The following is a 21,724-nucleotide window of genomic DNA, read 5'->3' as shown; positions in this document are numbered from 1 at the left end:
ACCCATGGCAACATTAGATTTAAAACAGATCCGTAAAACTTATCGCAACGCGGACAACGAAACGTTAAAGGGCATCGACATTAGTATCGATTCGGGGGAGTTCTTGATACTTGTCGGCCCTTCGGGGTGTGGAAAATCCACCCTAATGAACACCATTGCTGGGCTAGAAAACATTAGTTCAGGTGAGATAGTGATTGATGGTGTCGACGTGGCTCAGGTTGAACCTAAAGACCGCGATATCGCGATGGTGTTTCAATCTTATGCGCTATACCCAAACATGACGGTTCGCGGCAATATCGCCTTCGGCTTGAAGATACGCAAGATGCCGCAGGACGAGATCGATGCTGAAGTGAATCGCGTCGCTGAAATGCTGCAAATCGAACAACTGCTGGATCGTAAACCATCACAGTTGTCGGGTGGTCAACGTCAGCGTGTGGCGATGGGGCGTGCACTGGCGCGTCGTCCTAAGCTGTACTTGTTCGATGAGCCGCTTTCCAACTTAGATGCCAAGCTGCGTGTGGAAATGCGCCACCAGATTAAGCGCCTACATCAAAAGCTTAATACCACGATTGTTTATGTAACCCATGACCAAATCGAGGCGATGACGCTGGCTGACCGCATTGCAGTAATGAAAGATGGTGAATTGCAGCAGTTAGGCACACCGCAAGAGATCTACACCAAGCCAAGCAATATGTTTGTGGCGGGCTTTATGGGTTCACCATCGATGAACTTCATCAAGACTATGGTAGATCTCGACGAGGAGCAGAATCCGATCATCAAGGTTATTGGTACCGCTGATCAGGAGCACCATATTCGACTACCGCAAAGCATGCGCGAACAAGATGGCAAAGAAGTAGTGATTGGACTGCGCCCAGAGCACATTACTGAGCAACAAGGTGATGATCTATCAGCAACCACTAAACTGGACTTGCAACTGGAAGTACTAGAACCGACAGGGCCAGATACGATAGCGATGGTGAAGGTCAACGATCAAGAAGTGGCGTGTCGCTTATCTCCGGAATTTGAAGTCTCGGTAGGGCAGATGGCGCCGCTGCATTTCGACCTGTCGAAAGCGGTATTCTTTGATGCGCAAACGGAAAGAAGAATTGATTTCTAGAATCTTGTAAATCATAACCTTTTATTAAACACCCCATCATTTGATGGGGTGTTTTTATATCAATATACAAAACTTATTACTGATAAATCTATTACTAGGGTCTATGCTTTACGGGAAATTATTATAGAAAACCAAGGATGTCGGAAATGAGAGTTCAAATACTAGCAGGGGCTATGTCAGCTGCTCTTCTGTCCTTTCCTGTAGGGGCTGTGGTAAATCATGATCTGCGCGATAGTTATATTGTCGTTCTTAAAGAAAGCACGTCGGTATCTCGTGCTAATGATATCGCTCGTGAAGTGGCGAGCGGAAAAGGTGTGGTTGGTCATCAATACAGTCATGCATTGAAAGGTTTTTCAGTCAAAATCCCTCAGCAAGCACTCAAGGGACTGACAAATAGGTTTCCCGAAATTGAATATATTGAACAAGATATTGAGATGCATGCATTTCCGAGAGGCGGTAACCCGAATAAGGGCGGGGGAGATTCTGCAGAGAGAGCGATACAACAAACGCCTTGGGGAGTGACACGAGTAAAGGGTGGCACTGTTGATATGAGTGACGCCACTGTTGTCGCATGGGTTATCGACTCCGGTATTGATAGCGGCCATCCAGATTTGAATGTTAACGAGTCACGGGGTGCAAACTTTACTCGCGGCAAGAAAAATAATACCAATGATGGTAACGGCCATGGCACACATGTCGCTGGAACAATAGGGGCGTATGATGATGGCTTTGATGTTATTGGTGTTGCTCCAGGGGTTGAGGTTATCCCAGTGAAGGTCTTAGATAACAGTGGCAGTGGTACAATGTCGGGTGTGATAGCCGGTGTTGACCATGTTGCTCGTTATGGTAATTCCGGCGACTGTGCCAACATGAGCTTAGGTGGTGCTGGTTATTCTGAGGCTCTAGAGAGTGCAATCCTAACTGCCGCATCAAAAGGGGTCTTTTTCTCGCTGGCGGCTGGCAACTCTGGTCAAGACGCGAGTGGTTTTACGCCTGCGAGCACTAACGGTACAAACATATTTACTATCTCAGCATTTGGCGAAACTAACGATAGCTTCGCTTACTTTTCCAATTATGGTTTTGATGTCGATTACGCGCAACCGGGAGTCGATGTGCTATCAACCAAAGCGGGAGGAGGAACGGTTTCTTACAATGGTACCTCGATGGCAGCGCCTCACTTATGCGGTGTCATATTAGCGAGTGGGTTAGGTGATGGTGAATTACCATCGACAGATGGAACGGTAAATAATGATCCTGATGGGGTGCCAGACCCAATTGCAGTGATGAACTGATAGTAAAATATCACAGGTATTTCCAGCTCTATAATGTGAATCAGTGTTGATAAAAGCGATCGTTATGGTCGCTTTTCTCTTTTTAGATTTAATCTCTTGTGTGCTGAGCATGATTCACTCATTACGACAGAGTTACTTTAGTAGCCTGTAAGTCCATTCTGGTTTTCGAACTCATCATTTAAACAGTGGTCAACTCCCACCCATTTACAAATATTCGATGTGTCATTTTCCACCCATTACTTATGCGTTTGTTTTTCTTTAGGTTCATCTAATTATCCGCGAAGCCTTGTGGTTAAAGGCTTGTTAAATAATTGTAGCTAGTTGGCTCGTTAATTGCCTTAGTGATGACATGCAGTTCCCATTGATGGGCTGCTTTGTTTACTAAGGAGAATAATAATGTTTAAGCCTCTTACCCTGCTATCTGTATCTGCGCTTGCGCTCACAAGTTTTAATGCTGCTGCGAACTGTGATCCTGGCGAAATTGTTATCAAATTCAGCCATGTAACAAATACTGATAAGCACCCGAAAGGCATTGCTGCTTCTCTACTAGAAGAGCGAGTAAACACGGAAATGAACGGTAAAGCTTGTATGCAAGTTTTCCCTAACTCAACGCTATATGATGACAACAAGGTACTGGAAGCCCTGTTAAACGGTGATGTTCAAATGGCGGCACCTTCCCTGTCTAAATTTGAGAAGTTCACTAAGAAATACCGCATTTTTGACCTTCCGTTCCTGTTTGAAGATGTTGACGCTGTTGACCGTTTCCAAAACTCAGAATCTGGTGAAAAGCTGAAGAATGCAATGAAGCGTCGTGGCCTACAAGGTCTAGCGTTCTGGCATAACGGCATGAAGCAGATGTCTGCGAACAAGCCGCTTATCAGCCCTGTTGATGCAGAAGGTTTGAAGTTCCGTGTACAAGCGTCTGACGTACTGGTTGCACAGTTTGAGCAGTTAGGTGCTAACCCACAGAAAATGTCGTTCAAAGAAGTATACGGCGGCCTGCAAACTAAAGTTATCGACGGTCAAGAGAACACTTGGTCTAACATATACGGTAAGAAATTCTTCGAAGTACAAGACGGCGTCACAGAAACCAACCACGGTATTCTTGATTACCTAGTTGTAACGTCAAACGACTTCTGGAAAGGCCTACCTAAAGACGTACGTGAACAGCTAAACACGATTGTTAAAGAAGTTTCTGAGACACGTAACGCTGAGTCTTCAAAAGTTAACCTAGCGAACAAGAATAACATCATCGAAGCAGGTGGTGAGGTTCGTACACTGACACCAGAACAGCGTCAAGCTTGGGTAACAGCGCTTCAACCAGTATGGAAGAAGTTTGAGAAAGACATCGGCTCTGATCTAATCGAAGCTGCACTGGCTTCTAACCAGTAATACCGCTATTGGGTGGCGGCTCCCTACCGCCGCCCTCTATTAAAACAATTATAAGCGGAGCATTTTATGGAACAGTCTCAAATGGAACAGTCTTTATTTTCCAAAGTCGGAAGAGTCACCGATTTAATTGAAGAGTCTTTAATAGCCTTCTTTCTGGGTGCAATGACCCTATTAACTTTTGCGAACGTGGTATTTCGATACGCGTTCAATGACAACATTTTATGGGCATTGGAACTCACCGTATTCATGTTTGCGTGGATGGTGTTGGTTGGCGCTTCTTACGGCGTTAAAAAACACTTCCACATCGGGGTTGATGTGGTTATCAACCTAGCACCAGAGAAACTTAGAAAAGTGTATGCCTTGATTGCTGTCACTTGTTGCCTTGCGTTCTCTATCCTTCTTTTGATTGGTTCTTGGAACTACTGGTACCCATTCGCGACCGATCGCGCATGGTACGAAACCGACGATATTCCAATGCCAGAGATGCTGCAGTTCTTAGCTGATTGGCTCAATGAGGGCGAGCGCTACGAAAAACTGCCTCGATTCATTCCTTACATGGCACTACCGATTGGTATGGCACTTCTTACATTCCGTTTTGCACAGATCGCTTATCAAGTCGCGACAGGCAAGATTGATCGCATGATCGCAGGTCACGAAGCGGAAGAAGATCTTGATGCGCTTAAAGCACAAGTCGAAGCGGGAAGTGACGAAGACGCAACAGCGATTTTGGATTCGCAAAACTCCGTGAAAACGGAAGACTCAAAGCCATCTAATCAACAATCGAAAAGCAAGGACGACTAATCATGGCGATGTTATTTCTATTCTTGATGGTAATCGCTTTCATGCTGGTGGGCGTGCCGATTGCTATCTCGCTGGGTTTATCCAGTATTCTGTTTTTGTTGATGCACTCAGACGCGTCACTTGCTTCAGTGGCGCAAACCCTGTTTAACGCGTTTGCGGGTCACTACACTTTGTTAGCAATCCCGTTCTTCATTTTAGCGTCTAGCTTTATGTCTACGGGCGGTGTAGCAAAGCGAATTATCCGTTTTGCAATCGCAATGGTAGGTTGGTTCCGCGGCGGTCTGGCAATGGCGTCTGTTGTAGCGTGTATGATGTTTGCGGCACTGTCTGGTTCGTCTCCTGCGACCGTAGTAGCGATTGGTAGTATCGTAATTGCCGGTATGGTGAAAAATGGCTACTCAAAAGAGTTCGCGGCAGGTGTTATCTGTAATGCGGGTACTTTGGGTATTCTGATCCCGCCATCTATCGTAATGGTCGTTTATGCCGCAGCAACAGACGTGTCTGTTGGTCGTATGTTCCTGGGTGGTGTGATTCCGGGGCTACTGGCTGGCGTGATGCTGATGATCGCTATCTACATTGCTGCTCGTATCAAAAAGATCCCAGCACAACCATTTGTTGGTTGGGGTGAAATGTTTGATGCTGCGAAAGACGCGAGTTGGGGCTTGTTGCTTATCGTAATCATCCTTGGTGGTATTTACGGTGGTATCTTTACACCAACAGAAGCGGCAGCAGTGGCTGCGGTGTATGCTTTCTTTATCGCGAACTTTGTCTATAAAGACATGGGGCCATTCGCTGACAAAGAAAACAAAAAGCCGATGCTAGTGAAAGCACTACAAACCTTCGTCCACAAAGACACCAAAGATACTTTGTACGATGCCGGTAAGCTGACCATTATGCTGTTGTTTATCATTGCTAATGCATTGATTCTTAAGCACGTACTAACAGAAGAACGCATTCCACAAATGATCACCGAGTCGATGCTATCGGCAGGCCTTGGTCCAATTACCTTCTTGATTGTGGTTAACGTACTGCTATTGATTGGTGGTCAGTTCATGGAGCCATCTGGTCTGTTGATCATTGTTGCGCCGCTGGTTTTCCCAATTGCAATTGCACTGGGTATTGACCCAATCCACCTAGGTATCATGATGGTGGTGAACATGGAGATAGGGATGATAACGCCACCAGTGGGGCTCAACTTGTTTGTGACCGCAGGGGTTGCCAAGATGTCGATGATGAACGTGGTGAAAGCGGCACTGCCGTGGGTTGGCGTAATGTTCCTGTTCTTGATAATCGTTACTTACGTGCCATGGGTATCAACATGGCTACCGACTACCCTAATGGGACCGGAAATCATCACTAAGTAATACGATTGAGTACAACGTTATCCTTAACGAATAGATGAAGAGTTAAACCTCTTCATCTATTTTTTTACCTGGATGACGACGAGTGACTCTGTTTCTTCTGTCGTAACCTTTCCAACGAGCATTACCTTTGCGTCGTTCTCGCCCTGAACGCTTTTCTTCTTCGTAATGCCCGTCGATCAAAACGGTATCAGATATGGCAGGAACTGTTGTTTTCTCGTTCATGGTGCGATTAGAATTGCTTCTGTTAATTCGGATATTGAGAGTATGGCTGAGTGCATGCGTCTCTGCCAACTTAGAACCAAAACTAACAGATAGAGTTTACTTATAATCGTCTTTGTCGATTTGGTAGCGCTGCATCTTGTCGTACAGAGTTTTTCTCGGCACGTTAAGTAGCTCCATTGTTAGCTTGATGCTGCCTTCGTTGTCGATCAAAGCTTGCTCAATCACTGACTTTTCAAAGCTTGCTACTTGATCAGCCAAACTCGAGCATACCTCTTGCTCAACAACATCCCCCAGTTGCGCCAGTTTGCCCAACAGAATAAAACGCTCTGCGGTGTTTCTAAGCTCTCGTACATTGCCAGGCCAATCATGAGCCATTAACTTGTGCAGGTCGCTACTTGGTAGTGCTTGTGCGGTTTTGCCATAACGTGCCGCAGCAACCAATAGAAAGTGGTGGAAAAGGGCGGCAATGTCTTCTTTGCGACTGCGTAGTGGTGGTAAATCGATTGTAACGACATTGAGGCGATAGTAGAGATCTTGTCTAAATGTGCCTTCTGCAGCGGCTTTTTTGAGGTCGACTTTAGTGGCTGCGATGACGCGAATATCCAAGGGCTGTAGTTGGTTAGAGCCAATACGCTCGATAACGCGCTCTTGAAGAACTCTCAATAGACGAATCTGCGCCTGCATTGGCATGGATTCAATCTCGTCTAGAAATAGGGTACCGCCTTGGGCATGCTCAAACTTACCGATCCTCTTGGTTTCCGCTCCAGTAAAGGCGCCTTTTTCATGACCGTAGAGTTCACTCTCAATCAAGTTCTCTGGTACCGCACCACAGTTAACTGCGACGAAATTCTGTTCACGTCGACTGCTCTGTTCGTGAAGCGAGCGCGCCACTAACTCTTTACCCGTTCCCGTTTCACCAAACAGTAAGATATCGGCGCTGGTGTCAGCAACATGAGTAATGGTCGAACGCAGCTCTTGAATAACTGGTGTGTCGCCGATGATGCGCGGGCCGAGGGTTTGGCTAGCTTTAAGTGACTGTTTGAGCTCGCGGTTTTCGAGGATCAATTGACGCTTCTCGATGGCTCTCTTAGTGGTCTCAATCAGCCTTTCATTGGCAAATGGCTTCTCGATAAAGTCATAAGCGCCATCATGAATTGATTTTACCGCCATTGAGATGTCGCCGTGCCCGGTAATCATGATCACCGGTAGCTCTTTATCCTTGTGGATGACGGTATTCAGCAGGTCATGGCCAGATAACCCCGGAAGACAGATATCAGTGATGATCACATGAGGCAGTCCATGCTCTTGGATAGCAATCAACGCTGACTCTGCGTCAGGGAAGAACTGAGCATCAATGTCTGCCAGTTCAAAGCTCTGTTCACTGGCTAGCCGCAGATCTGGCTCATCATCAATGAAATAGACATGGCACATAATGGTTCCTTTAATCGTTATTGTTATTTTGTTGTTCTGTAATTAACGGCAGACAGATAGTAAATCTTGCTCCGCCTAATGGGCTTTTGGCGTGGGTGAGTTCGCCATTTATGCCTCTTATAATCTGTTGTGAGATTGATAGCCCAAGTCCTAAACCATTCTTCTTGGTGGTATGAAATGGTTCAAAAAACTGTTGCGGCGTGTCATGCGCAAAGCCGGGGCCGTTATCGTCAATATGTATCTGAATACATTGCTCTGAGTTGGCATTGGTATGGTATTCGAACTCGAGATTAAGTTGCTTGGTCTCTTGTCCTTCCATGGCCTGCATACCATTGGTGATAAGGTTAATGATCACTTGCTCAAGCTGGATAGCATTGGCTTGAATGACCGCATCTAGCTTGTCCGGAAGGGGGGATATCACCACTCTTTCTGCCTTTAATTGAGGTTTCATTAACTCGATAGAGGAGTGAAGCAAGGGAAGCAGTTGCAATTGCGATAGGTCTTCCGCGTTTGATTTCTTGGCAAATGATCGAAGTTGATGACTGATCTTGGCCATGCGGTCAGTCAGTGATGAGATACGTGATAAATTGTCATCAACACGTTCGAACTTTTCTTTGGCTAAAAATAGACGCCCGTTATCGGCGTAACTGCGAATCGCAGCTAGCGGATTGTTTAACTCGTGACTGATGCTTGCGGACATCTGCCCCAAAACCGCCAGTTTCGCGGCTTGGATTAACTCATCTTGTGTCTGTCGCAATACCTTTTCAGTTTCGGTGCGTTGCAAAACCTCTGCGTGTAATTCTGATGTTCTCTCTAACACCAGAAACTCGAGCTTCTGTTTGGCTTCAGATTGCAGCCTATCAATCTGCACTCGACGATGGATACGGTTTAGGTTGAGCTGTAGGGCAAGATAGATGATGGCAAAAACTAGGCTCAGTACCACCAGATAAGAGATCAGATCCCACCACACTAAATGAGTAGGAGAGAGTACCCTGACCGTTAATCTCGGTTGTTCAATAAAGCGTGAAGAGACAAAAAACTGCTCATGAACCAGAGGATGAAGAGATTGAATCGTGCTGGTGGATGAGTCAAGGTCGCCGTTGAAGTTCAGGCTCTCAATGTTGGTATCAAGGAACTGTCTTCCCTCTTGGATCTCACGTTTACGCGCATCGTCCAATGGTTGCAAGCTTTTAAATAGCCAGTCGGGGTTACTCGACATAAACACCACATGGTCTTTGTCATCAGCAACGAAGTAACTCTGTTTGCCTTTCCAGCTTGCTTCAATCAGTGATAGGTCCATCTTTACGACGATTACACCGATGATTTCGGCCGCATAGGAGACAGGGTAAGAGTAGTAATAACCGCGCTTTCCAGAAGTCGACCCTAGGGCGAAATATTGATTCTCTTTGCCGCTAAAAGCGTGCTGAAAATAAGGCCGGAAAGCAAAGTTACGACCAACAAATGAGTGGCTTTGATTCCAGTTGCTGGCCGCAATCGTGGTACCAATATGGTCGAGCAAATAGGTGTCAGAGGCTTGTATTACCTGATTCACATGTGCCAGGTAGCGATTGGTAAGTTCTATCTGTGCAGAGTTATCAGGAGCGTGCAGTGCATCGATTAACTCTTTGTCTTTAGAAAGCAGTTCTGGAATGTGTGCGAATTTATCTAGTTGACTGGCGATATGTACCGAGAAACGGTCAAGCTTTGATTGGTGATCTTCGAGCAAACTTTGATGACTTATTTTCCACACCCAGTGACCGCCGAGAATCATCAGCAACCCATAGGTGATGAGCAGCAAAATGGGTAGGCGGGAAGGTTGAAACATAAGAGATCTCGCTGTGTATTACGGTGTAGAAAAGCGTGTCATGTGCCTGAAACGCTCAAAGTGTCATAAAAAGTTCAAAAAATGAGGGCTGACAGATAGTTATAGGTTAAGGCTTTGTAACGCAGATTGTTGAAAAAGTTATCGACTCTGAGGGGTAAAACAAGAGCAAGATCTCTTTTTAAGCTTTTTCGGAAAAAAAGCCCTCGATTCCCTTGAAAAAGCCGCTATTGTCCCCATTTCCGATGTGTCGAGTGGTGTTTTGATTGAATATGACCCTCTCAGGCGGACGAATTTAGAGCATTCATCATCAAGCTGAGGTGATTGGCTCGACAGAGATTAAACAGATCGCTAGAATGTCGCGTCTAAAATTTCTGTCCTGAGGCTAATCGGAGATACCTTTCCTTGTTGTAAAACAGGCTATGAACTTCGCTGAAGAACATAGAAAAAAGATATCGCTGATTAGTCTGGTGTTTGATTGAATGATCACTCAGGCATCAATGCTCAATTTTAAATTAGGTGTTCGGATAGAGCACTACACAAGGATGCAGCCAACAACACGCGTTCCCAAGGAATGCACGTTACGGCTCATATGCTCAGATTATCTGAGCCAGTTTTGAGGTTTTATATAATGCAAGTTACTGTTGAAACGCTAGAAGGCCTAGAGCGCCGTCTTAATATTACTGTTCCTGCTGCTAACATCGAAGATGCAGTTACAGCTGAACTACGCAACATCGCGAAAAACCGTCGTTTCGATGGTTTCCGTAAAGGCAAAGTGCCAATGAAGATGGTTGCTAAAATGTACGGCAAAGCAGTACGTCAAGACGTGATGGGCGAAGTAATGCAACGCCACTTCATCGAAGCGATCGTTAAAGAGAAGATCAACCCAGCTGGCGCACCAACTTTCGCACCAGTAGAAAACAAAGAAGGCGAAGATCTAGTATTCAACGCAACTTTTGAAGTTTACCCAGAAGTTGAGCTGAAAGGTCTTGAGAACATCTCTGTTGAGAAACCAGCAGTAGAAGTTAAAGAAGCTGACGTTGAAGAGATGATCGAAACTCTACGTAAGCAACAAGCAACTTGGACTGAAGTTGATGCAGCTGTAGAAGAAGGTTCTCGTGCAACTATCGATTTCGTTGGTTCTATCGACGGTGAAGAGTTCGAAGGCGGTAAAGCTGAGAACTTCCCACTAGAGATGGGTGCTGGTCGCATGATCCCTGGTTTTGAAGACGGCATCGTTGGCAAAACTAAAGGCATGGAATTCGAAATCGACGTAAACTTCCCAGAAGATTACCACGCTGAAAACCTAAAAGGTAAAGCAGCTAAGTTTGCAATCAAAGTAAACAAAGTTGAAGCTCGTGAACTTCCAGAACTAAACGAAGAATTCGTTGCTAAGTTCGGCGCGACTGACGGCGTTGAAGGTCTTAAAGCTGAAGTTCGTAAGAACATGGAGCGTGAGCTTAAGCAAGCTGTTAAGAACCGCATCAAAGAGCAAGCTATCGACGGTCTAGTTAAAGAAAACGACATCGACGTTCCAGCTGCACTTATCGACCAAGAGATCGGTACTCTACGTCAACAAGCTGCTCAACGTTTCGGTGGCAACACTGAAGCTGCTGACCAACTTCCACGTGAGCTGTTCGAAGAGCAAGCTAAACGTCGCGTAGTTGTTGGCCTTCTACTTGGTGAAGTAATCAAGTCTGAAGAGCTAAAAGCTGACGATGAGAAAGTAAAAGCAATCATCGAAGAGATGGCTACTGCATACGAAGATCCATCTGAAGTTATTGCTTACTACGAGCAAAACGAGCAAATGATGAACAACATGCGCAACGTTGCTCTAGAAGAGCAAGCTATTGATGCAATCATCGCTAAAGCTCAAGTTTCTGAGAAAGAAGTTAGCTTCAACGAGCTAATGAATCAGCAACCTGCTTAATATAGTAATATCTGACGTAGAAGGTTGACGTACGGTCGACAATTCTGCTAACAATGGTCCGTATGATTTAATCATTCGGGCCATTTATTTTAGGGACATAAGAATATGAGCTACCAAGAAAAAAATACAATGCCATCGATTATGGACGCACTAGTTCCAATGGTGGTTGAACAAACTTCCCGTGGTGAACGTTCTTACGATATCTATTCTCGTCTTTTAAAAGAACGAATCATTTTCTTAACCGGTCAAGTGGAAGACCACATGGCAAATCTTGTCGTGGCTCAACTGCTTTTCTTGGAATCAGAAAACCCAGACAAAGATATCTATCTATACATCAACTCACCTGGCGGCAGCGTAACAGCGGGTATGTCTATCTACGACACAATGCAGTTCATTAAGCCAAACGTGAGCACAGTATGTATGGGTCAAGCTTGCTCGATGGGTGCATTCTTACTTGCTGGTGGTGAGCCAGGTAAGCGTCATGTGCTTCCAAATTCTCGTGTAATGATTCACCAGCCACTTGGCGGCTTCCAAGGCCAAGCGTCTGATATTCAAATCCACGCGCAAGAGATCCTAACGATCAAACAGAAGCTAAACAAACTATTGGCAGAGCACACAGGCCAGCCTCTAGAAATCGTTGAGCGTGATACTGATCGTGACAACTTCATGTCTGCAGAACAAGCTGTAGAGTACGGTTTGGTGGATTCAGTTCTGAATCATCGCGGTGAGTAATTGCACAGGCAATTGTTTAACGCAAATTGATGCAAATTGATATACACTCAAATCATAGAGAGTAAAGGCTAAGAGGTTAGCGAATGACAGATAAAAGCAAAGAGGGTGGTAGCGGTAAACTGCTTTACTGCTCTTTCTGTGGCAAAAGCCAGCACGAAGTTCGCAAGTTAATCGCAGGCCCTTCTGTTTACATTTGTGACGAATGTGTCGACCTTTGTAACGACATTATTCGTGAAGAAATTAAAGATGTTCTTCCAAAGAAAGAGTCCGAAGCGTTACCAACGCCTCGTGAGATTCGAGAGCACCTTGATGACTATGTAATCGGTCAAGAGTACGCGAAGAAAGTGCTAGCAGTTGCAGTATATAACCACTACAAGCGTTTACGTAATGGTGATACAACAGCTGAAGGCGTAGAGCTAGGTAAGAGTAACATTCTTCTTATCGGTCCTACTGGTAGTGGTAAAACACTACTTGCTGAAACATTGGCTCGTTTCCTAGACGTTCCATTTACTATGGCAGATGCAACCACACTAACCGAAGCAGGTTACGTGGGTGAAGATGTAGAAAACATCATTCAAAAACTGCTACAGAAATGTGATTACGACGTAGCGAAAGCGGAACGCGGCATTGTTTACATCGATGAAATCGACAAGATTTCTCGTAAGGCTGAAAACCCATCAATCACGCGTGACGTGTCTGGTGAAGGTGTACAGCAAGCACTTCTAAAACTTGTAGAAGGCACAGTCGCTTCAGTACCGCCTCAAGGTGGTCGTAAGCATCCACAGCAAGAGTTCTTGCAAGTGGATACATCTAAGATCCTGTTTATCTGTGGCGGTGCATTTGCCGGCTTAGATAAAGTGATTGAACAACGTGTAGAAACAGGTTCTGGTATCGGCTTTGGCGCAGAAGTGCGTTCAAAAGATGAAACTAAAACAATCGGTGAGCTATTCACTCAAGTTGAACCTGAAGATCTAGTGAAGTACGGTCTAATTCCAGAATTCATTGGTCGTCTACCGGTGACAACCACACTGACAGAACTAGACGAAGAAGCGCTAATTCAAATTCTATGTGAGCCGAAGAACGCACTGACTAAACAGTATGCTGCGTTATTCGAGCTAGAAGACACTGAGCTTGAGTTCCGTGAAGACGCACTGCGCGCAATTGCTAAGAAAGCAATGAGCCGTAAAACAGGTGCTCGTGGTCTACGTTCTATCTTAGAAGGTGTGCTACTAGAAACGATGTACGAACTGCCATCATCTACTGATGTGAGCAAGGTTGTGATTGATGAGTCTGTGATTAACGGAGAGTCTGAACCTCTTCTAATCTACAGCAATTCAGAGAACCAAGCGGCAGTAGCAGAGTAGGTCTTTTTTAGACTAGTGACTCAAATTCCAAAAGGAGGTAAGCAATTACCTCCTTTTTTTTATTCTTCCATTGAATCCAGTCGTTTAAGCCCCATATACTGCTTTATAAGTTAAAGCGGAAGAGAGAAATATATGAACTTGGAACGTTCCGAGCGTATCGAGATCCCCGTGCTGCCTCTACGTGATGTAGTGGTTTACCCACACATGGTTATCCCACTGTTTGTTGGTCGTGAAAAATCGATTACTTGCCTAGAATCGGCAATGGAAGCTAACAAACAAGTGCTACTAGTGGCGCAGAAAGAAGCGGATACTGATGAGCCTTCAATCGACGACCTATTCGAAGTAGGTACCGTTGCTACGATTCTTCAGCTTTTAAAGCTACCTGACGGCACAGTTAAAGTGCTTGTTGAAGGTCAGCAGCGTGCGAAAATTCACCAATTCAAAGAAAGTGAATTCTTCCTTGCAGATGCAGAATACGTTGTCACCTCAGAACTTGACGAAAAAGAACAAGAAGTGGTTGTTCGCAGCGCGATCAATCAATTCGAAGGCTTTATTAAGCTAAACAAAAAGATTCCACCAGAGGTACTAACGTCTCTGAATGGGATTGATGAAGCCGCTCGTCTAGCGGATACCATCGCAGCACACATGCCACTTAAACTGGTAGACAAACAGCACGTACTAGAGATTCTAGATGTGACTGAGCGTCTAGAGTTCCTGATGGGCCAAATGGAATCAGAAATTGATATCCTGCAGGTAGAAAAACGCATCCGTGGTCGTGTTAAGAAGCAGATGGAAAAATCTCAGCGTGAGTACTACCTGAATGAGCAAATGAAAGCGATTCAGAAAGAACTAGGCGAGATGGACGATGCTCCAGACGAATTCGAGACTCTGAAGAAGAAGATCGAAGAGTCGAAAATGCCTCAAGAAGCGCGTGAAAAAACCGAGCAAGAGCTACAAAAACTGAAGATGATGTCGCCAATGTCGGCAGAAGCAACAGTTGTCCGTAGCTACATCGATTGGATGGTTGGCGTGCCTTGGGCGAAGCGTTCTAAAGTTAAGAAGAATCTAGCGAAAGCAGAAGAGATCTTAAACGAAGATCACTACGGTCTAGAGCGTGTTAAAGAACGTATTCTTGAGTATTTGGCGGTACAGAACCGAATCAACAAGCTGAAAGGTCCAATCCTTTGTCTTGTTGGTCCTCCTGGTGTTGGTAAAACATCGTTGGGTCGCTCGATCGCGGCTGCTACAGGTCGTAAGTACACGCGTATGGCGCTAGGCGGCGTGCGTGATGAAGCTGAGATTCGTGGTCACCGTCGTACCTACATCGGCTCTCTTCCGGGTAAGCTAATCCAGAAGATGTCTAAAGTTGGCGTTAAGAACCCACTGTTCCTATTGGATGAGATCGATAAGATGTCTTCTGATATGCGTGGCGACCCATCTTCAGCGCTGCTAGAAGTTCTCGATCCAGAGCAAAACAACGCGTTTAACGATCACTACTTAGAAGTCGATTACGATCTTTCTGACGTTATGTTCGTTGCGACGTCTAACTCAATGGACATTCCTGGCCCACTACTGGACCGTATGGAAGTGATTCGTCTATCTGGTTACACAGAAGACGAGAAGTTAAACATCGCTAAGCGTCACCTTGTTGATAAGCAAGTAAAACGTAACGGTCTTAAGGCAAACGAGATCACTATCGAAGATTCTGCAATCATCGGTATTATTCGTTACTACACACGTGAAGCGGGTGTACGTAGTTTAGAGCGTGAGATTTCTAAGATCTGTCGTAAAGCGGTTAAAAACATCCTGCTAGACAGTGATCTTAAGTCTGTGACTGTTACGATGGATAACCTAAAAGAGTACCTAGGTGTTCAACGTCATGACTTCGGTAAAGCTGACGAGAGCAACCGTATTGGTCAAGTAACGGGCCTAGCGTGGACTCAAGTCGGTGGTGACCTGCTCACGATCGAAACTGAAGCAATGCCAGGTAAAGGTAAGCTAACGCAAACCGGTTCTCTTGGTGATGTGATGAAAGAGTCGATTCAAGCTGCGATGACCGTAGTTCGCTCTCGTGCTGAAAAACTGGGTATTAACTCGGATTTCTACGAGAAGCGTGATATCCACGTTCACGTACCTGAAGGTGCAACACCAAAAGATGGCCCAAGTGCGGGTATCGCAATGTGTACTGCACTTGTTTCTAGCCTGACAGGTAATCCTGTAAAAGCAGAAGTGGGTATGACAGGTGAAATCACACTTCGTGGTGAAGTTCTCCCTATCGGTGGCTTGAAAGAAAAACTGCTTGCAGCACACCGTGGTGGCATCAAAACAGTACTGATTCCAAAAGACAATGAGCGTGATTTGGAAGAGATTCCAGACAACGTAATCGCTGATTTAGAAGTCATTCCTGTTCAGTGGATTGATGAAGTATTGAAAGTTGCACTAGAACGAGATCCATCTGGGGTCGAGTTTGTCGCTGAAAAATAGTGATGCGCAGCAAAAATAAGTAAAGAATTACGCTGATGAGTCTAAAAAGGCTTGTCAGCGTTTTTTTTGGGCGCTAAGTTAATTGACTAAAGCCGCAAGCCCTTTTGCAATAAGGCTTTCGGCTAAATTAAAACCAAAATGGAACGTACCGTCATCCTAAATTAGTCGCAGATGACAAAGAGGGGAAACACAGTGAATAAAACACAACTAGTAGAATCAATCGCAGAAAACGCAGATATCTCTAAAGCTTCAGCTGGCCGCGCTCTAGACGCATTCATCGAAGCAGTTGGCACAACACTTCAATCAGGTGACCAAGTAGCACTTGTTGGTTTTGGTACTTTCAGTGTTCGTACTCGTGCAGCTCGCACAGGTCGTAACCCTAAGACTGGTGAAGAAATCCAAATTGCAGAAGCAAAAGTACCTGGCTTTAAAGCTGGTAAAGCACTAAAAGACGCATGTAACTAATATTGCGGTACCTAGGCACTCATTAAGCCAAGGTAGCAAGATGCGTTAGCTGTTTGAAAAATGATGTTTCATTCTTAAACAGTTATTGTGCAAAGCACATTGAACTAATTTAAATTATGCGCATCCTACTGATGCGCATTTCTTTTTCTGATAATATCGCGTGAATAAGATTTTTATGTTGAAGCCCATGCTTCATATCCGGAGAGCACTTAAATTATGATGGATCGATTACGCGAAGGCGTGAATAGCATCGCGGTAAAAATTATCCTTGGGTTGATTATCCTGTCATTCGTATTCGCAGGTGTAGGTAGCTACATCACAGGTGGCGGTAACAACGCTGCAGCGAAAGTTGGCAATACCGAAATCGGTCGTGGTGAGTTCGAACAAGCTTACCAAAACGAGCGTAATCGTATGCAATCACAACTTGGCGATTACTTCTCTCAAATGCTTGCAGACCCTGCATACGTAGAGTCTTTCCGTAAATCAGTACTTGATCGCATGATCAACGATGTACTGCTTGAGCAGCAAGCTGAATCTCTAGGCCTACGCATCAGCGATTCGCAAATCCGTACGATGATTCTAGAGATGCCTCAGTTCCAAACTGCAGGTCAATTCGATCAAGAAGTTTACCAAGCGGCACTTCGTCGTGCTGGCTTTGGCCCTGAAAGCTTTGCGGAATACATGCGTCGTGACCTAATGCGCAACCAACTGGTGACAGCGCTACAAGGTAGTGAGTTTGTTCTTCAAGGTGAGATCGATACTCAAAGCAAACTGATTGCTCAAACACGTGATATCCGCACAGTGACGCTATCTGTTGCTGAACTTGCGAAAAGCGTTGAGCTAACAGAAGAAGAGATTTCAGAGTACTATCAGCAAAACCCACTAGCTTACACTCGTCCAGAGCAAGCGAAGGTGTCTTACATTGAGCTTTCTGCAGAAGCGCTGAAAGGTCAAATCCAGGTGTCTGATGAGCAAGCTGAGCAGTACTACCAAGAGCACCTAGACAAGTACTCAACTGAAGAGCAACGCAAAGTAAGTCACATCCTTGTTCAAGGTGACGATGAAGCAAAAGCGCAAGCTATTCTTGACGAGCTAAACGCAGGTGCTGATTTTGCTGCACTAGCAGAAGAGAAGTCTGACGATTTCGGTAGCGCTGATGTTGGCGGTGACCTAGGTTGGATTGAACGTGATGTGATGGACCCAGCGTTTGAAGATGCGGCTTTCGCTCTAGAAAACGTAGGTGACACAACAGGCCTAGTTAAGTCTGAGTTTGGTTACCACATCATCAAGCTAGACGAGCTGCAAGCTTCTAAAGCACAGCCTTTCTCTGAAGTAGCGGCTGAAATCAAGCAAGAGCTATTGGATCAGGAAGCCGTAGACCAATTCTACGAACTACAAACTGAACTAGAGAAGGTTGCGTTTGAGTACCCAGACTCACTAGACGACTCTGCAGAGGCGATTAACGCTAAGATCCAAACAACGGACTTCGTTTCTCAAATCGACGCTCCTGAGCTACTGAAGACGCCTGCTGTGATGCAAGCGATTCTGAGCCCAGAAGTGAAAGAAGATGGCCTAAACTCAGAAGTTATCGAAGTAGCGCCTGAACACGTTATCGTGGTTCGCGTTGAAGAGACTCGCGACGAAACTGTACTTCCACTAGAAGAAGTACAAGACCAAGTTGTTGCTGCACTGTCTGCTGTTAAAGCGGAACAACAAGCAATTGAGCTAGGTGTATCACTAGTGAATGAACTAAAAGCGGGTAACGAAGCTGTACTAGCGGAAAACAACCTGACGTTCAGCGAACTTGAAACAATTGACCGTAGCTCACCACTAGCAAGCTCTGTGTTTGCTTTTGCTAAGCCAGAAGCGGATCAACCAGTATTTGGTCAAGCGAAAGATCAAAACGGTAACATCGTGGTTGTTGAGCTATCTAAGGTTACTGCAGATATCAACCCAGCTTACAGCACTCAAATCGGTGCACAGCTAGAGCGAGTTGGTAATCAGCAAGACCTGACGAACGTTCTGAACGTACTTCGTAAGAACGCTGACGTTGAATACTACATTGTAGGTCAAGGTCAGTAATAGCAAGCTCGGTAAAAGATAGCTTGAAGAGTAGGTTTGCGAGTCAGCCTACACGACAATGAAAATCAGTTGTAACTCAAAGCGGGTCACTTAGGTGACCCGCTTTATTTTTGTCTCAATAAACTACGGTAGTCGGTTTTTAAAGAGTAACGTTTATACCAATCGTAGTAAATAATTGCTCACCCTAGCTTGTTAAAATGCTCGATAACTGCGTTAGAATTTTTGATTGTAGAATAACTACTTATCAGAAAATTCTGCCTTGTTCTCAAGCCTTTTTCCTGCGCTATTTTTGATCACTTACTTACTGTGATTGGTATTAGTTTTCACAACATGGAACGGAACGAAAATGAAAAGTTTATACACTCTTTTAATGTCTCTTATGATTGTCTTTAGTGCTTCAGCTTGGGCAGATAGCCCGTCTAAAGCGGAGCTCTATGAAGGAATTGAAGTAACGGTGAATATCAACACTGCCACAGCGGAAGAGTTGTCAGCTTTGTTGGTTGGTATTGGTGATAAAAAAGCGCAGGAGATTGTGCAGTATCGCGACCAGAATGGTTCATTTCAAAAGCCTGACGACTTAGCGAATGTAAAAGGCATCGGTGCAGCAACCGTTGAGAAGAACCGAAAGAGAATTGAGTTGTAATAGAGCTAAATATGAAGGGGTAGAGCCCTTCATATTCTTCGTTTCACTTTAATCCAAGCCAACAGAAAACCACTTAATGCCCCAATGAGATGGGCTTCAATCGCAACACGAGCATTGATCAATGCGCCTGTTGTAGTAGAAGGCCCCACAAACTGCTCCCATGCGGCTTTCGCAACTAGCCCAGCAACCAGTAACCAACTTGAGTGTCGGCCTGTCAGCGCCTCTGTCAGAGCGAATACACCAAACAGACCGTGCAGGGTTCCTGACAAACCGACATAACTTTGTATATCTGTCGCTAGAAGCCCTGTTCCGGTAAATAGGCTGATGATGAACAGGTAGACTAGGAGTCGGACTCGGCTTGGTTGAAATACAAAACAGATCACCCATAACCCAGCAAGGTTCATTGCTAAGTGTGAAAGGTTGGTATGGGAAAAGTTTCCTGTTACGATTCGCCACCATTGTCCATTGGCGATTGCATTGTGATCCCAAACGACCCAAGCTTGAATCGGGTCAAATTGGAATAGCACACACATCAGTGAAGTAAAAACTAAAGCAGGGTACACCGTAAATCCATGTCTCGTTATTGCCCCCAGTGCCGTAAGGCTTTGAAAGCGTGTATTTGTCAGTGGATCACTCCACTTAAATCGGACGTTGAGCTTATCATTCTTCAGCACCCATCAGAAGAGCATAGGCCGATGGGGACCGCACGTATTTTATCGCTGTCATTGGAAAATAGCGTGACTTTCATTGGCGAAGACTTCTCTGACCATGACGCTCTTAATCATCTGTTGAACGACGACCACTATCAACATGCAATCTTGTACCCAGATGAGAGTTCGCTGTCTGTGGAGCAGTTGTCTGCGTCTAGCTTGAATGGTTCTGAGGAGCAAAAGCTGAGAATCATCTTGCTCGATGGGACGTGGAAGAAAGCGTTCAAGATGTGGCAAGTCTCCAGCAACTTACAGCAGCTAGATACCCTTCATTTACCAAAAGATCTGAAAGGGAATTATCGGATTCGCAAAGCGCCGAGTGAAAACAGCCTATCTACCGTAGAGGCGGGCTACCACTTACTGAGCTTGCTGCAACCTCATCGTGATTTTGACCCGTTGCTTGCAGCATTTGATCGAATGATTCAGTTTCAAATCGACCAAATGCCACCAGGCGTATTTGAGAAAAATTACTTAAGTTAGCTGCGTCTCAGCGAAATCTAGCTCGTTAGAACTCAGTATGTGCCGAGAACAGCTGTTGATGCATTTTTTGAGCGAGGTCATCGGTCATAGATGAGATGTAATCAGCGATAACCCTCATCTTACGACACTCTTCAGTGTGGCTTTGCCACTGCTTCTTAATTGCCATCGGTAACAAGCGCTCAGGGTCGGCACTGAAGGCTTCAAACATATCCATGATGATCTGCTGTCCTTTGTATTCGATGACTTGAACTTCAGGCACCTGAATCACAAACTCACTCACAAAGTGCTTTAGCTTATCTAGGGTTGAATCCATACTTGGCTCTAGGTAGGCATTATGAGAGAGCAGAGGGTTTTCAAACCCCGCATCTACTGGCTTGATTGAGATACTGGTAAGCAATGCGTTAACAATGCCGCCAATTGCATCTTTACGACGGTATTGCTCACCTGAAAACAACATTTCAGTAATTGAATCGAGGTGGCGTGTGACCCAAGGATCGTTGGCTTCCAACAGTTGCGGGTAAGCTGATTCCATCCACTGGGCTTTGGTCACTGAACCCAACACCATCGCATCTTCCAAATCATGTACGCCATAGGCGATGTCGTCTGCTAACTCCATAATGGAACAGTCGAGAGATTTGTACTTGGTCTTATTGTGTTCAAACGGTTCGACGTGAGATTTTCTTGGTTGTTGAATAAGAGCTTGGTCATGTTCAGACAAGGGAGCCAGTACCCACTCAAACAGCGCTTTATCGTGGTCGTAAATACCTTTAGCTGGCATCCAATCTTTGGCTCGCAGTTGTCTTTGGTGTTTAACTGGCTCTGGCATTGAGGTGGCTTTTACCTTGCTGATCAGCGATGGGTACTTGATCAAACCAAGAAGAGTACGCCTTGATAGATTCATGCCGTGGTGCTCAGTGTAGGGTTCCAACTGAGTCACAATACGGAAGGTTTGAGCATTACCCTCAAAGCCGCCATGATCACGCATCATATAGTTGAGCGCCACTTCACCACCATGGCCATAAGGTGGATGACCGATATCATGAGCAAGACACAAAGAGTCAATTAAGCTATCCGATGGCAGCAGTTCTCGAAACTCAGGCTGCTTCTTTTTAAGTTGGGCGACGATCCCGGTTCCCAACTGAGCTGCTTCTAAGGAGTGAGTCAGGCGAGTACGGTGGAAATCGTTGATTGCGGTGCCGTGGACCTGGGTTTTAGCTTGCAGGCGTCTAAATGCTGCAGAGTGAAGCACACGAGCGCGGTCACGTTGAAATGGGCTTCTGTGGTCATCTCGGCGAATCTTGTGTTCATCGTCGTTGCGTGCTTTCCATTGCTCGGCAAGCAATAGAGTAGGTGAGTTTGAAAGCGTCAAATGAGCACCTATTGGTTTAGAGTT

The 21,724-nt window shown here is 45.3% G+C and carries 18 protein-coding genes; 13 read left to right on the top strand and 5 right to left on the bottom strand.

What is annotated here, in order from left to right:
* Nucleotides 1-4: 4 nt before the first annotated feature.
* The 5 genes from KI743_RS20395 to KI743_RS20375 all read left to right on the top strand — a co-directional run bounded on the left by KI743_RS20395 (nucleotide 5) and on the right by KI743_RS20375 (nucleotide 5,966).
* Nucleotides 5-1,117, top strand: a complete 1,113-nt coding sequence (locus KI743_RS20395) for an ABC transporter ATP-binding protein (RefSeq protein WP_032549615.1) — start codon at nucleotides 5-7, stop codon at nucleotides 1,115-1,117.
* A gap of 137 nt (nucleotides 1,118-1,254) precedes the next feature.
* Nucleotides 1,255-2,409, top strand: coding sequence for a S8 family serine peptidase (locus tag KI743_RS20390; RefSeq protein WP_239918145.1), 1,155 nt, complete (start codon nucleotides 1,255-1,257; stop codon nucleotides 2,407-2,409).
* Nucleotides 2,410-2,805: 396 nt separating this feature from the next.
* Complete coding sequence (locus tag KI743_RS20385; RefSeq protein WP_032549613.1) at nucleotides 2,806-3,801, top strand: TRAP transporter substrate-binding protein; 996 nt, start codon at nucleotides 2,806-2,808, stop codon at nucleotides 3,799-3,801.
* A gap of 66 nt (nucleotides 3,802-3,867) precedes the next feature.
* The gene (locus tag KI743_RS20380; RefSeq protein ID WP_032549611.1) at nucleotides 3,868-4,602 is read left to right on the top strand and encodes a TRAP transporter small permease; all 735 of its coding nucleotides are present in this window, start codon (nucleotides 3,868-3,870) and stop codon (nucleotides 4,600-4,602) included.
* Between the two features lie 2 nt (nucleotides 4,603-4,604).
* The gene (locus KI743_RS20375) at nucleotides 4,605-5,966 is read left to right on the top strand and encodes a TRAP transporter large permease (protein WP_032549610.1); all 1,362 of its coding nucleotides are present in this window, start codon (nucleotides 4,605-4,607) and stop codon (nucleotides 5,964-5,966) included.
* Nucleotides 5,967-6,008: 42 nt separating this feature from the next.
* Here the strand turns inward: KI743_RS20375 and KI743_RS20370 are convergent, their stop codons facing one another.
* The 3 genes from KI743_RS20370 to KI743_RS20360 form a co-directional block, all read right to left on the bottom strand.
* A complete protein-coding gene (locus KI743_RS20370; protein WP_150872857.1) occupies nucleotides 6,009-6,188 on the bottom strand; it encodes a hypothetical protein in 180 nt (59 codons plus the stop codon).
* A gap of 96 nt (nucleotides 6,189-6,284) precedes the next feature.
* Nucleotides 6,285-7,619, bottom strand: a complete 1,335-nt coding sequence (locus KI743_RS20365) for a sigma-54 dependent transcriptional regulator (RefSeq protein ID WP_285467950.1) — start codon at nucleotides 7,617-7,619, stop codon at nucleotides 6,285-6,287.
* Nucleotides 7,620-7,629: 10 nt separating this feature from the next.
* Nucleotides 7,630-9,444 carry an ATP-binding protein gene (locus KI743_RS20360; RefSeq protein WP_285467948.1) on the bottom strand — a complete coding sequence of 605 codons (1,815 nt, stop codon included), beginning with the start codon at nucleotides 9,442-9,444 and terminating at the stop codon, nucleotides 7,630-7,632.
* A 628-nt stretch (nucleotides 9,445-10,072) separates the two neighbouring features.
* Between KI743_RS20360 and tig the strand changes: the two genes are divergently transcribed.
* The 7 genes from tig (at nucleotide 10,073) to KI743_RS20325 (ending at nucleotide 19,141) form a co-directional block, all read left to right on the top strand.
* Nucleotides 10,073-11,371, top strand: coding sequence for a trigger factor (gene tig / locus KI743_RS20355; RefSeq protein WP_032549605.1), 1,299 nt, complete (start codon nucleotides 10,073-10,075; stop codon nucleotides 11,369-11,371).
* A gap of 105 nt (nucleotides 11,372-11,476) precedes the next feature.
* Nucleotides 11,477-12,103 (top strand): ATP-dependent Clp endopeptidase proteolytic subunit ClpP, encoded by a 627-nt coding sequence (gene clpP, locus KI743_RS20350; RefSeq protein WP_032549604.1) that lies wholly within the window; start codon nucleotides 11,477-11,479, stop codon nucleotides 12,101-12,103.
* A gap of 83 nt (nucleotides 12,104-12,186) precedes the next feature.
* The gene (gene clpX, locus KI743_RS20345; RefSeq protein ID WP_032549603.1) at nucleotides 12,187-13,467 is read left to right on the top strand and encodes an ATP-dependent protease ATP-binding subunit ClpX; all 1,281 of its coding nucleotides are present in this window, start codon (nucleotides 12,187-12,189) and stop codon (nucleotides 13,465-13,467) included.
* Between the two features lie 132 nt (nucleotides 13,468-13,599).
* On the top strand, nucleotides 13,600-15,951 hold the full coding sequence (gene lon, locus KI743_RS20340) for an endopeptidase La (RefSeq protein WP_032549602.1): 2,352 nt from the start codon (nucleotides 13,600-13,602) through the stop codon (nucleotides 15,949-15,951).
* Nucleotides 15,952-16,143: 192 nt separating this feature from the next.
* Nucleotides 16,144-16,416, top strand: a complete 273-nt coding sequence (locus KI743_RS20335; protein WP_004736083.1) for an HU family DNA-binding protein — start codon at nucleotides 16,144-16,146, stop codon at nucleotides 16,414-16,416.
* A 216-nt stretch (nucleotides 16,417-16,632) separates the two neighbouring features.
* Nucleotides 16,633-18,498 carry a peptidylprolyl isomerase gene (gene ppiD, locus KI743_RS20330; RefSeq protein ID WP_150871518.1) on the top strand — a complete coding sequence of 622 codons (1,866 nt, stop codon included), beginning with the start codon at nucleotides 16,633-16,635 and terminating at the stop codon, nucleotides 18,496-18,498.
* Nucleotides 18,499-18,844: 346 nt separating this feature from the next.
* A complete protein-coding gene (locus KI743_RS20325) occupies nucleotides 18,845-19,141 on the top strand; it encodes a helix-hairpin-helix domain-containing protein (RefSeq protein ID WP_285467945.1) in 297 nt (98 codons plus the stop codon).
* Between the two features lie 29 nt (nucleotides 19,142-19,170).
* Here the strand turns inward: KI743_RS20325 and rrtA are convergent, their stop codons facing one another.
* Nucleotides 19,171-19,704 (bottom strand): rhombosortase, encoded by a 534-nt coding sequence (rrtA, locus tag KI743_RS20320; RefSeq protein WP_285467943.1) that lies wholly within the window; start codon nucleotides 19,702-19,704, stop codon nucleotides 19,171-19,173.
* Nucleotides 19,705-19,713: 9 nt separating this feature from the next.
* Between rrtA and KI743_RS20315 the strand changes: the two genes are divergently transcribed.
* A complete protein-coding gene (locus tag KI743_RS20315) occupies nucleotides 19,714-20,331 on the top strand; it encodes a tRNA-uridine aminocarboxypropyltransferase (protein ID WP_285467941.1) in 618 nt (205 codons plus the stop codon).
* A 25-nt stretch (nucleotides 20,332-20,356) separates the two neighbouring features.
* On the opposite strand, the gene KI743_RS20310 is transcribed toward KI743_RS20315, so the two are convergent.
* Complete coding sequence (locus tag KI743_RS20310; RefSeq protein WP_285467939.1) at nucleotides 20,357-21,700, bottom strand: anti-phage deoxyguanosine triphosphatase; 1,344 nt, start codon at nucleotides 21,698-21,700, stop codon at nucleotides 20,357-20,359.
* Nucleotides 21,701-21,724 lie beyond the last annotated feature (24 nt).

It is taken from the genome of Vibrio sp. D420a, from assembly GCF_030248625.1.
Classification (GTDB): Bacteria; Pseudomonadota; Gammaproteobacteria; order Enterobacterales; family Vibrionaceae; genus Vibrio; species Vibrio fortis_A.
Note: the sequence above shows the minus strand (reverse complement) of the source record. Positions and strands in the feature narration are given on the sequence as shown.